This is a genomic window from Deltaproteobacteria bacterium, assembly GCA_018668695.1.
Lineage (GTDB): Bacteria > Myxococcota > XYA12-FULL-58-9 > XYA12-FULL-58-9 > JABJBS01 > JABJBS01.
On record JABJBS010000124.1, the window covers coordinates 1 to 12223 of the forward strand.

Here is a 12223-nt window from a genome sequence, read left to right on the forward strand (position 1 = left end):
ACTTGTAACGTAAATCTTTTTCATTCGCCGCCAACTTATCGGGATCGATATCCGGGCGGTCGATGAAGTTGCGAATCACCTCAATCACAAAGCTTGGGTCCTCGCGCAGCGAAATTGTCTCAAGCTTTAGCTCGCCCATGGTGCGGTCACCGTAGCGCTCCACATAATCGTCTATCTTGGCGCCATACTCGGGAAAGCTCTCTTTCAAGTTGGCAATACAGGTGAGTGGATCGCCCTCTATGCAGAGCTTCCCAATGGCATCGTTTAAGCGCGCCTCTTTCGCCATGCGCATAAGAAAACGCGTAGGCTCGGTCGACTCAATACCTTCTTCCCCAGAAATCAAACTGTTTTGCATGGCGGTTGGCTCATCGTAGCCTGCCTTCTCGAGCATACGAGCAAGCTTACCGTTGGTCTGCATAACGTAGAAATCGTTGATAATCGGCGTGTGCCAGTGCACTAAGCACTCCGTCCGCAGACTATCAATCAACTCCATTAGCTTGGAAAACGAAGCCGTCTCAAACGACTTGCGGTCCATCTTGTTGTAGAAATTTTGGAAGTAATTCAGAAAATAAGGAACACTTCTTGGCAAGTCGCGGTAGCCGCTCTTAAGCCGCCAGAGCGCCCGGAAAATCATCGGCAACCGTTTGATTTTCTCGCCAGTTGTGAGCACTTGGTCTTCAACCAAATCCACTGGATCTGTGAGACCCATCATCTTTTCCATATCGGCTTTGTTGGTCCCGAAGCCCGGTAAAGCGATAAGTAAGTAACGGTACCAGTTGTTGATATTGTAATAGATGCGGCCTTTTACAATTCCCAACATATTTCGAAGATTGGGCTCAAACTCATCAATCACTGGCTTCGGCAGACCAAAAACTTCAAGTACCTGCTTGTAAACCAAGGTGTAAGCCCGGTTGGCGAAGGTAAAGGTCATGGGCGTAGTCACACCGCAATAACTTTCTTGAATGTTGCTGTTATCCCAAACAACCAACGGGCCTTCTTTATTCTCAGGCAAAGGCAAGCTCGTAATGGGACGGGACTGAACAAAATAAAGCTCACCCTTCTCCATGGTCCATTCGATATCTTGAGCGGAACCAAAATTCTCCGCCACCCGAAGCCCTTCGGCGCAAATCTTATTCACCAAAGACTCATCCAAACAACGTACATTACGCTGCGCCTCGTCTACCTCAAGCTCTACTGTGCCGGGTGACCCATCTGGCGTGCGAGCTACCTTGATGTCTTTGTCCACCAACTGAGCGCTCAGCTCCTTACCTGTGTGTTCCCACACAAACTCATCGGTGTTGCACAAACCAGAAACAATTCCCTCGCCCTGGCCCCAAGCTGCCGTCAGCAAAGACTCGTCCCGGCGTCCATTAGATGGATTGGCCGTAAACATAACGCCCGACACATCGCCATCAATCATACGCTGCACCACAACGCCAACCCGCATGTTATCCAGTGGAAGCCCTGCGCGCATATGGTACGCAATGGAGCGATCACCAAAAGCAGAAGCCCAACACGCACGCAGCGAGCGGCTCACATCTTCTGGCGTTTTTTGAAAGAGAAACGAATCAAGCTGCCCAGCGAAAGAGTGCTCTGCACTGTCTTCGCCTACCATAGAGCTTCGAACTGCGAGTTCACTGTCTCCCAAAGTTTTCACCGAACCAGTTATTTCATCGAGTAATGCACCATCCAATGGAGCATCTTTAATCGCAGCCTGGATAATTTCAGCCTGCTCTCCGATGGTTCGCAAAGAGATTGGGTCCTTGATATCAAGCGCTTTGACCACATCGAGGCTCTTTTGAATCACATCGCCGATATTGTTCGATTTCAAATGGTGATGAAAAGCTTCCGTTGCAACCACAAACCATGGTGGTACCGGAGCTTGCGCATTGGTTAGGCGCGCAAGGCCGATGGCCTTACCACCAACCCGTTCTTCTCCTGCTTCAAAAGCCTGCGACGATTGAACTACACCCATGTAAGACCACTCTCTGTGATAATAGCTGTTGTCAAAATGACATAGCTGAGCAAGAGCGCTACGCCTGAAGCTGCCTCGATTTTATCGGGCAATTCAGAGTTAGGCTCTTTGATAAACTTTAAATAAGGTGAAGCCACCAAAACCGGAATCAAAAGAACAACCCCGTAAAAGGCGACGTGGAGTTCAGGCAAAATGGAATTCATCAAGTAGCACAAGACAAGTGCACCGGTAATCACCAAACTAAATGCCACCATCGGCGCGCCTTTGGTACCAAATATCTTGGTATAGCTGTCGATGGTATCACGCTCATCATCAGGTGCTTTGATTTTCCGAGAGACCTCAAAAGTGAAACCAGAAACAAAAGAAAAGGCTGCCAGCACATACACTACCTGTTCGATGGGTTGACCAGGACTTCCCATCGCCACGACCCAAATCAATCCCATAGGCATAACAACCATGTGCGAAAGAGCATAAAGAAAGAGGCGCTTACTTAACCATTCGCCAATGAAAAACTCTTTAGCCATCAAAGAGCTCCAAATGATGACCACCAACCATCCCGATAAAACAGTCCCAAGAGTCCACCCATCAAGCCACCCTGAAATTAAAGCTTGGCCGGCGATGGCAACAACACACAGGATCTTTAAATCTTTGAGCGTTATCAATCCGCTCTGCAACACTCGCTCTGGATGGTTGTGACAATCGAGTTCGTAATCTTTATGCTCATCAAATACTCGAAGCATGAAGAAGAAACCGTAGTACGCAAGATAAGCAACCAAATCGTTGATGCCCACTTGGATAGGTTGCCCAGCTTCGCTATTGATTAGACGGCTGAATAAAATTGCGGCCGTGAACAACACAAAAGTGAGAATTACATTCGCCAAAGGAAACCGTTCATTTGCCCAGGCAAGAAAACGTTTAATCCACGGATCCGCTCGGGTTAATGTATTCTCACTCATCTAGTCGTCCCCTTTAAAAACCGAGCTTGGACCTAGCTGCTTCATCCGCTAAACTGAAAAAGCGACGAAATAATAGCCGGGTCATCCGGTTGTATAATGTTATTGAGAATTGGACTTGGTTCCAACCAATCCTTACGTTTTTTAGAGAGATAAGCGATGCCGGACTCATCGATTGCAAATGGAAATGTTGTGAATATGGCGCTTCACCATGCTCACGAACATCCAGATAAAATAGCGATTGTCGTACCCACCAAATGGGACGAGGAACGTGTTCTCGAAGAGCAGGTTTACACCTACAAAGAGCTCATGGAGCGTATGCAGACCTTCCGAGCGGGCCTCGAAGCCGAAGGGTTTGAGCCCGGAGACCGCGTGATACTGCTCTTTGCAGTCTCTGCGGACTTTTTCGCGATGATTATGGCCATTTTAGCCAATGGTCTCACCGTCGTCCTAATCGATACGGGGATGGGCACAGAACGCATTAAGTCGGCCATGGAAACAGCCAATGCTAAAGGCATCATCACCATGCACGCACTGCTCAAATACCGGTTCATGATTAAGCAGCTTCGACGCATCCCGAAAAAGTTCTCGGTAGATAAAGCTGGATGGTTCGTAAAGCACGTCGATAAATTAACAGCCTGCGGTGCGACTGTAGCCAAGGCACTTACACGCGGCCCAGAAGACGAAGCTCTCATCACCTTCACATCAGGGAGCACAGGTGCACCGAAAGGCGCGAACCGAACCCATGGTTTTTTAATGGCCCAACACAAAGCATTTCGAGCATCACTGCCCGATTTTGAAGGCCAAATCGAAATTCAGAGCTTTCCGGTAGTTGCGCTGCATAACTTAAGCTGTGGGGCCAGCAGCGTGATGCCCGCGGTAAATTTAGCTACTCCGGCAGCTGTGAACCCTAAAGTTTTATACGATCAGATAACGAGCTGGCACGTAAACAGCATGGGTGCTGCGCCGGCTTTTATGGGGCGTTTGGGAGACTACCTCAAAAAAGAAAATATAACGATCCCAACCATGATTCGCTGCTTTACGGGAGGTGCTCCTGTATCCGTTGATCTCTGTCAGACACTACTCGACTCGTTTCCGAATGTTGAGGGCTATGCCGTCTACGGCTCAACAGAAGCCGAACCCATGGCCAAAGCACTTTTTGAAGATGTGATTAAGTTAGACGGCCAAGGCGATGGTTTTCTGGCCGGCAAAGTTGCCACCGTCTCAGAAATTGTCATCGTCCAATTTCCCGAAGAACCGCCCAAAATCGGGCCGGAAGGTGTAAAACCCCATATTCAACCACAAGGAAGCCTTGGAGAAATCATCGTTCGAGGCGACCACGTTAATCGAGGATACATCGACAACCCACAAGCCAATCTTGAAAACAAGGTTCCAGAACCAGATGGAAGCATTTGGCACCGTACAGGAGATGTCGGCTACTTTGACGTTAATGGTATGCTCTGGCTAACGGGTCGCTTGAAAGACGCAGTAAGCCATTATGGAAAAATGATTCAGCCGTTGCCCATTGAAGCGGAGCTTGATGGGCTCCCGCAAATCTTCAGAAGTGCGATTGTATCTTCACAACGAGCGCCCAACGGACACATCTATGTTCAGCTAATGGAAGGTGAAAACCCCGAGAGCGTCAAAACTGAAATTTTAGAGCGGCTTGCTGCCCGCGGTATGAAAGCCATCGATGTGGAATTCGTCGAGAAAATGGCAGTTGATGGACGTCACAATTCAAAAATTGACCGTCCGACACTGCGCGCCCAATTAGACAAATCTTAAATCAGAGTTCCTTCACATAAAGTCCATACTTACGAAGTTCGGTGGTAATATCAGAAAAGAACCGAGCCGATGGATTGCCTTCACTGATCAGAGCACCTACCCCGTGGGAATAATGCTTGTTCCCTTCCTCAACCAAATGAAGCAGCATCTTATTGTGTAAACCCAGCTTCCGAAATTTGGGCGACACCCCCACTGTCTTCATAAGCAAGCTTTTCGTCTCTAGGCGCTCAAAGTCTATATCAAAGCTAATTTCAGAAAGCGGCTTCGCCTCGGGATGTCCCTGAGCGACCAAGGGACCGTAATCCGGAAAGGTTAAGAAGACACCGGCCAATTCCCCTTCAGGAGAACGCACCATCACCGAGGTTTTTTTACACAAGCGCTTCGCATAAGGCTGTCCACACGCCATTGCAAACAGCTCATAGGGAATGGGCGTATAGCCCAGGTTGTTTCCAAAAATAGCGTCCACCATTTCATAGATTTCAGGCAATGCTTGAAGCATCATCGGCCCATCCATGAGCTCGAATGAATATGCTTCTGCCTCTGGCGCTATTCTGAAACTAGATTTTTTACGCTCCACTTTTTCTGCCGTGGTGCCCATCTCAAGCATTTGAGAAATATATTTCTGAAAGCAGCTGTACCCCAATTGCTCCAATAAAGAAGCATAGTACCCAGGATTATAAGGCTCCCCAGGGAATGCACCTCCAGAAAACGTGTTTAAACGAATACGATAAGAGCTAAAGGTAGAAAAATTAATCGGGCCATATACCTTCTCGGCTCCCATACTTTTGGCCCACGCCTCGAAATCCGAGAATAGTTTCTTGTTAGGAGCCAGCTCATCAAATGATTCCCAAAAACCGAAATACGCAACTTTCACACCATCGATTCTCAGATCAGGGTCATGAAAACCAGCCAAACGTGCCTTACCCGCATCGACGCCAACCCAAGCTTTGCTTTTTAGAAAATATGGATTGTGGCTTGAAAATGAAAAGCCAACGCTTTGAGAGCCTTCTGGATGCCACAGCGGATCATCAGCATACACTTGAAATGGAAGCGTTAAGAATTCATCGGGTAAACTACCATTTGGATCCCACATTATGTTTCCCCTACTTGTCCCAAGCTGGTCTTGCTAATTTTAATATAAGCGGCAGGATAATCACATCAGCGAAAATAGCCGCCAGCGCCGCTATTGTGGTCAACAGACCAAAATAGACAACTGAACTGACACCAGCCAACATTAATACAGGAAAGCCAACCATCAAGAGAACTGTGGTAACCGTAGCCGGCTCACCTGCTCTCTCAAATGTATACTTCAAGCACTCCTCCCAGCTCATTTTCTTACTTTCAGCCTCTCGCCAATAATGAAGAAAATGAACAGTGTCATCGATGGCAACACCAAGAACAATCGCAGCTACTGTAGCTGTACCCAAATCCAGATGAATGCCCAGAAAGCCCATGACACCCATCATCACTACAACGGGAAAGACGTTGGGCACCAGGCTGACAAACGCTAACCGCCAAGAGCGCAACCAGACGAGCATCAACAAGAAGATTAAGAACAATGCTAAGTAGAAGCTCGTGATCTGAGACTGCAATACATAGTCGATAATCGTGATATAGAGCGGCATATATCCCGCTGGCTCCAAGCTGGCGTACTCACCAAAACTCTCTTTGGCGATAGGCTCCAAGTCAGCATAGACTGAAGCAAATCCACTGGCTGTCATCTGAGGCACAATCAACGTTACTCGGCCCAAAGAGGCATCCTGATTTCGAAATGGTGCTAAGATATTATCATGATACTCGGGTTCATTCGTGTCCCACTCGTACCGCTGAAAATCCAAGACCATTCCGAGTTGTGCCGCCATCCCCGAACTCATTGGCTGAGTCAACATCTCAGGCGTTGCACCCAGAACTTCAGACATCCGCCTGTAGATTTTCGTAAGAGAAAAGCCGCTTCGAACAGCTTCAAGTTCCTCAGCTTTTTTCACGAAATCTTCAATACCGTTAAGAATCTCGGGACTGTTTGCTTTGTAACCATCCGACGGCGTCACCACAAACTCAAACGGAGTATAAAGCCCCCAACCAGCCTCTAATGCTCTATGGTCTTGAACAACTCGGCTGGTATCCGGCAAATAACCGATCGAGTCGGTATCGCTCACCACCAAGCTGGCTCCATAGAGGCTCACCAGAGAAACAAATAAAGCCAGGGCCCCAACCAACCTTGTATTATTCACCAATAAAGCTGAGAGCTTATTGAGAAAATTCATGATCCACGGCTGTCTCGATTCACGAACCGAATCAGGCATGTAAAAGAAAACAACTGCCATAAAGACCACCGAAGCAATCAATGCGACCCCAATACCCAAAGCCCCGTAGATACCCAGCTTCCGAATCACATCCATTGGAGAAGTAGCCAGCGCCAGAAATCCGACCATCGTCGTAACCGTGGTAAACAAACACGGAACAAAAACCTGTCCGATGGAAGCTTTAACAATATCAAAACGAGACCGCCCCGATGCGTCTCTTAGCTCACGAGCAAAGGCGGCGGGAAAATGAACAGCATCAGCCAACCCAATCACAATGATAAGGTTAGGTAATACAACCGTTACCGTATTGATTTGATTTCCCAACAATCCATAAATACCCAAGCAGACAACACTTGATAACGTCACCACACCCAATGCGGCCAATACCAGCCGCATACTCCTAAAAACCCACCAGAGCGCTATAAAGAGAAGTAAATAAGACAACGGCACAAACGTTCCAGCATCCGCCTGCGTTTCAACATTCAATCCAGAATAGATAACCCCGATACCACCCATTGGATGGGGTGTGTCTCCAAGAATTTCATCGGCGACATTCCTCACTTGCGCCACAATGGCGTCCCGGCGAACGTCAATCTCACTCACCTCACCCATTTGCACCCAAAGCATGGCACGTTTGCCATCTGGACTTATCAACCGCCCTGTAAAGAGCATGTTATTAACAAGTCGCTCTTCAATGGATTTTAGTTGTTCAGGGTCGGTTGGAATCTCCTCGGGAACAGCTCGTTCAAAGGTAAGCGCACCGTCAATCAAGAAGGAATCATCTAGGGTTACCAAGGAACTTACGCGGTCAACCCCTTGAATGCTCTTAAGGCGCTCGCTCAGTGTCTTGATCTGCTCTAAAGCTTCCTTGGTGAAAATCCCATCAGGTCTTTGAACCTCTAGAAGAATAACTTCATCATTCCCAAAATCGTCCTGGAATGCGTAATACTCCTTGAGTTTCGGATCCGTCTCCAGGAACCAAACCGTCAGTGCGTTATCTGGAACCATGGCAGTTTCAAGACCAGGTGATACAGCACCCGCCACGACCACCAACAAGCCAAAAGCTGCCCAACGAAATTTTAAAAATGTTTCGAGCAAGACTTCCATTCCTCCTGCAAGCACATGCACTTAGGCGTGCATCGCCAAGAAGATGGTAGCGGGTTTCTATGCTGCGAGAAAGAATTGAAAAGAGAGAACATCGAAAAGGCTAGACTACATTTACCTACCTGCAATCAACTAAACGAAATAAACACCATCGCCGCGGCCTTGAGAGCCTAAAGCACTCTTCAGGAAGCTGGTGAGCGTGGCCGTACTGGTCACAGCACCTGGGCCCGCAGGGCTCTCTCGATTAAGGGTCAAACAATACCGGGGACCACCATCGTCTGGGCCAAAGAGCTTCACCTCAGTGATGTGATGCTCCAGGGATGGGTCAGCCACCAAAGAAGCTTGCACCGCGTCAAAGCCAAGCTCACTTGCCATAGCCAGTACTGCCATCGTGTTCACGTTGTTGGGCGCCAAGACGCAGAGCTTTCGTAGAGGACCATTGTAAATCACGCGTTCAGCCGTGGTTTCACTCAGTGGCGGATTCAACACACCACCAAACTTGAGGCTCGACGGATGCTTATGCATTGCAATCGATGCGGCAGCTAGTTTACCCGATTCAACCATACGCAACACTTCTTCAAGCCCCGGCAGCGCTCCGCGAGGAACATAGAGCCCATTCCCGTTGGGTTTGGCCGCAGCCGCCCGGAGAGTCTGCTCAATTTCGAGGGTTGCAAAAGCGGTGGGTGAACCCACCATGTAATCACAAAAATCCAAGAACTGTGTGCCGTACTCTTTTGAGATAGCTGGATGTGCCACTTCAACAATCACATCTGGCTTACGCGAGGCGAAATCACCTAAATTCTCCAGCTGCAATTCGGCAGGAATCGTTCCTTCGAGCGCCGCTTGATTACGGTTCCACACAAAAGCCAGTTCGTAATTTGCGCTGATGGCTTCATCATTGAGTACTGCCTCGGCAATAAACTGTCCCAGCTTGCCAAAGCCAACCAAACCGATTCTTCTTTTTGTGGTCATCATTTCACTCCCGGTTCGCCGGATACCGTTTGAGCCCGGCCGGCGACCCATACTTCAGAGATGGCGTCGTTTGAAAGGCCCAGGCGAACAACAATTTCAGAGGGCTGCGAAATAGCGTATCCCTGCTCAAAAACAAGGCCAGAGCCTGCCTGCGCAGCGCTCACCTGACCATATTGGTACAAGAGACAGCTGAGTGCCGCGGCCGATGTACCCGTAGCTGAATCCTCTTGAATACCCACCACAGGAGCAAAATTTCGACAATGCGCCGTACCGCCAGCGACCGACTCCAGCGAAAACACATAAGTTCCAATGGCACCCACCGAGCGGCTTAGTTTGTCGATGCCGTCTAAATCGGGAACGACACGCTGCAATACATCCAACGACTTCACCGGAACAAAGATTTTATGAAGCCCTGTGGAGGCAATTTGAGCGGGCATTTTTGAGCTATCCATCAGATCTTGAGCTTCCAGACCCAACACTGGCGCAACTGCTTCCGGCGCCAATACTTCGCCAAATGTAGGCGGGTTTTGGGTCATCGCGACCAAGCCATCCTCGCTGACCTCGATTCTCTGCTCTCCGGCAAGCGTTTCCATCGAATAGCTCCCCGGCTCAACGAGCTTACGCTCCAGCAACAAATGATAGGTGGCGATGGTTGCATGCCCGCAAAGATTCACTTCTCGGGTGGGTGTAAAGAACCGAACTCGGTGGTCTGCAGATTCACTCTCACAAACAAAAGCTGTTTCACTGAAACCGGCCTTGGCTGCAATCGAGAGCATTTCAGGAACAGAAAGCCCGCCCGCATCACAGACGACCCCCGCGGCATTGCCACCAGCCCCATCTTTCGTAAATGCTTGAACTTGAAAAAGTATAGTCACACCCGTCTCCACTCAATTTGAGCGGGACTATGACGACATCATCTGGGCATTGTCCAGATCAGAAATGCTTAGAATCAGGTCCAATGGAGCCATTGCTGAGAATTATGCTCGGTATACCAAGCCAGCAGCCTTGAAAGCGTATCCTCATCGTCAAAAATCGATTCATGATAGGGATCCATCCCTTTCACCAGCTCAGACTTCATGACTGTTAATTCCTCGGGATTCACGCCTTCTGTATCAAGGTGAGCAAATGCCGGCGGAAATGAGCGCGCAAGCTCCTGGCAGACCTTTGTATAGGCCTTGAGCCGGGAAATCTCGGCCTTGGTTGGGTCTCCACTAAACGCCCAGAGCATGTCTTCTGGTACGGAAACCATCGCCACACCACAATCCAGTCGCAGCGTAATCGCCAATCCCATTTTCAGACCGGCAAGCTCTCCAATGAAACAGACAGTCACCTGCACGGCATGAAGCCGGTTCGCCGCATCAATCACCGATTCGATATTATCCATCCCCAGAAGCAGCGGCGGGTCGATATCGTCTGGGTCCGGTGACGCAAACACCCGGTCGGGATCCAGCACAAACCCGTTTTCATAAACGGTCGGAATCAATTTAAGTAAGTGCTCTACCCTGAGTTCGCGGTAAGCGAAGCTGCATTCCAACTCAGGACCACCGAGCGGCGGTTTAATCGGTTCAATCTGGCCCATGGCGCCCTCCTGCCAAACATCTAACGCAATTAAAACGGTAGCAAATAAGCCCCCATTTCATGCAAGCTCAATCAACCGAGTACGTCCAGCTCAACATTTCCAACAAAGACGTAAGTAGTTGATTTTGTTAAATTCATGTCCATCTAGGCTCACCGGTACCCAAAAAACGATCAAATCATATGCAAATTGAACTAACCCAAAAGCCATCCTGCCGATAATATAAAGAAGCCAACCAAAGGGTCATAAATGAAAATAGCCAATAACGCTCCGGTCACCATCGAACCAGCCAATCAAGGACCGGTTACATCTACGCCTACACAAGGCACTCAATCTCCAGGTACCGTGGACCCGTTTGCTCAGGACAGCATCGAAATCTCACCGGTTAAACCTGGTGAATCGAAGCCAACTGAAAAAACAGACGAAAAAAAGCCTTGGTATGACAAATTCATTCCCAAAACGAACTCCGCTCGAATCAAAACGATTGCAGCCGCAGCAGGCATAGCCACTGGTGTCTCCACATCTTTACTGGTTGCCGCTTTCGCTGGACCTGCCCTTCCATTGGTTATTTTAGCAGGCTTCGCAGCCGCTGGGCTTGGAGCCAATATCGCGGTTACGGCCATGGCACTGCTTGGATACGGCCAAGACTCTGAACCCTCTGCAATCCCCACCAAGCCCAATCCGCACCTCAAGCCAGGTGAAAGCGAGGTGGAACCCGCAGAAGAACTAGAACGGTCGAGAATTGCCCGCGGCCCCCAACTTACGGCGCCGAAACCTACCTCCAACCTTCGTAGCCCTGAAGAACTTGAGTCTGCCGCTCGCAAAAACTCCGGTGAGCCTGAAATCCCCAAGCCGGACCTCAACTCCATTAAAGAAGCCGAATCATTGACCTAATCTCCAGCCAGCCGTCCCTCGAAGAGAATAAATCTAAATAAAGCGAAACTTTTAACAAACTCGTAAGTTGTAGCATTGTACCATTATGGAGATGCCTCATATGAGAACAACCTACTGGCTTTTGATTATTGGCCTCGCGTTTATGGGATGCTCGTCCGACTCTGGGGACGATGCCAATGCCCCCGATACCGATCCCACCAGCGACGACACTGAAAACCCGTCAGAACCCACAACCGAAGTGACTTGGCTTACGCCGCCAACTGGCTGCAATGCCCCCAGCCCTCTACCCGATGACCCATTGGTTATCATCCCAGAAGCCAGCACTAACGGCGGCTTTGGTGGAGGTGGAAACGGTGGCGGCGGCGGAGGTGGCAACCGGCGCCACATGGTCAACCTTGAAATTAATCAAGCGACTCAACTTGCCTTCACATGCGGCACACCCGGGCTTGAAGTTTTTGACCTCAGCGCCGACACGCTTGAGGTTCTTGGAGATGTACAAGGCAAGCTCGAACACCTCGCGATTATCAACAACGATTACATCGTGGGCACCAGCAAAGGACGCGCAGGTCGCAACTCTAGTAATGTCACCGGCTACGGACTTTATGTTTTCGATGTTTCAAGTCCTGAGAATGTTGAAGAGGTCACCTATCAAGAATACGCG

The 12223-nt window shown here is 49.3% G+C and carries 10 protein-coding genes; 3 read left to right on the forward strand and 7 right to left on the reverse strand.

Annotated elements, in window-relative coordinates; all coding sequences use genetic code 11:
* Nucleotides 1-1975: phosphoenolpyruvate synthase (locus HOK28_06975; GenBank protein MBT6432817.1), on the reverse strand; the 1975-nt coding region annotated here is incomplete at its 3' end.
* Entirely contained in the window at nucleotides 1966-2931 is a 966-nt protein-coding gene (locus HOK28_06980; protein MBT6432818.1) for a UbiA family prenyltransferase, read from the reverse strand. The genes HOK28_06975 and HOK28_06980, both read right to left, overlap by 10 nt.
* A gap of 156 nt (nucleotides 2932-3087) precedes the next feature.
* Between HOK28_06980 and HOK28_06985 the strand changes: the two genes are divergently transcribed.
* Complete coding sequence (locus tag HOK28_06985) at nucleotides 3088-4713, forward strand: AMP-binding protein (GenBank protein ID MBT6432819.1); 1626 nt, start codon at nucleotides 3088-3090, stop codon at nucleotides 4711-4713.
* 1 nt (nucleotide 4714) lies between these two features.
* Here HOK28_06985 and HOK28_06990 read toward each other — a convergent pair whose 3' ends face one another.
* The 5 genes from HOK28_06990 to HOK28_07010 form a co-directional block, all read right to left on the reverse strand.
* A complete protein-coding gene (locus HOK28_06990) occupies nucleotides 4715-5806 on the reverse strand; it encodes a hypothetical protein (protein ID MBT6432820.1) in 1092 nt (363 codons plus the stop codon).
* Nucleotides 5807-5816: 10 nt separating this feature from the next.
* A complete protein-coding gene (locus HOK28_06995; GenBank protein ID MBT6432821.1) occupies nucleotides 5817-8123 on the reverse strand; it encodes an MMPL family transporter in 2307 nt (768 codons plus the stop codon).
* A gap of 129 nt (nucleotides 8124-8252) precedes the next feature.
* Nucleotides 8253-9092: a DUF108 domain-containing protein gene (locus HOK28_07000; protein MBT6432822.1), complete on the reverse strand. Its 840-nt coding sequence runs from the start codon at nucleotides 9090-9092 to the stop codon at nucleotides 8253-8255.
* On the reverse strand, nucleotides 9092-9967 hold the full coding sequence (locus HOK28_07005) for a PhzF family phenazine biosynthesis protein (GenBank protein MBT6432823.1): 876 nt from the start codon (nucleotides 9965-9967) through the stop codon (nucleotides 9092-9094). The genes HOK28_07000 and HOK28_07005 overlap by 1 nt, the downstream gene beginning before the upstream one ends.
* Nucleotides 9968-10041: 74 nt before the next feature.
* A complete protein-coding gene (locus HOK28_07010) occupies nucleotides 10042-10671 on the reverse strand; it encodes a hypothetical protein (protein MBT6432824.1) in 630 nt (209 codons plus the stop codon).
* Between the two features lie 246 nt (nucleotides 10672-10917).
* Between HOK28_07010 and HOK28_07015 the strand changes: the two genes are divergently transcribed.
* Together HOK28_07015 and HOK28_07020 are read left to right on the forward strand one after the other, a co-directional pair.
* Nucleotides 10918-11562 (forward strand): hypothetical protein, encoded by a 645-nt coding sequence (locus tag HOK28_07015; GenBank protein MBT6432825.1) that lies wholly within the window; start codon nucleotides 10918-10920, stop codon nucleotides 11560-11562.
* A 100-nt stretch (nucleotides 11563-11662) separates the two neighbouring features.
* On the forward strand, nucleotides 11663-12223 hold a 561-nt coding region (locus HOK28_07020; GenBank protein MBT6432826.1), incomplete at its 3' end, for a hypothetical protein.

Excerpts from the sequence above, each read along its gene's own strand:
- HOK28_06980 (MBT6432818.1), bottom strand. The coding sequence starts at position 2,931 with ATGAGTGAGAATACATTAACCCGAGCGGATCCGTGGATTAAACGTTTT.
- HOK28_06985 (MBT6432819.1), top strand. The coding sequence starts at position 3,088 with ATGCCGGACTCATCGATTGCAAATGGAAATGTTGTGAATATGGCGCTT.
- HOK28_06990 (MBT6432820.1), bottom strand. The coding sequence starts at position 5,806 with ATGTGGGATCCAAATGGTAGTTTACCCGATGAATTCTTAACGCTTCCA.
- HOK28_06995 (MBT6432821.1), bottom strand. The coding sequence starts at position 8,123 with ATGGAAGTCTTGCTCGAAACATTTTTAAAATTTCGTTGGGCAGCTTTT.
- HOK28_07000 (MBT6432822.1), bottom strand. The coding sequence starts at position 9,092 with ATGACCACAAAAAGAAGAATCGGTTTGGTTGGCTTTGGCAAGCTGGGA.
- HOK28_07010 (MBT6432824.1), bottom strand. The coding sequence starts at position 10,671 with ATGGGCCAGATTGAACCGATTAAACCGCCGCTCGGTGGTCCTGAGTTG.
- HOK28_07015 (MBT6432825.1), top strand. The coding sequence starts at position 10,918 with ATGAAAATAGCCAATAACGCTCCGGTCACCATCGAACCAGCCAATCAA.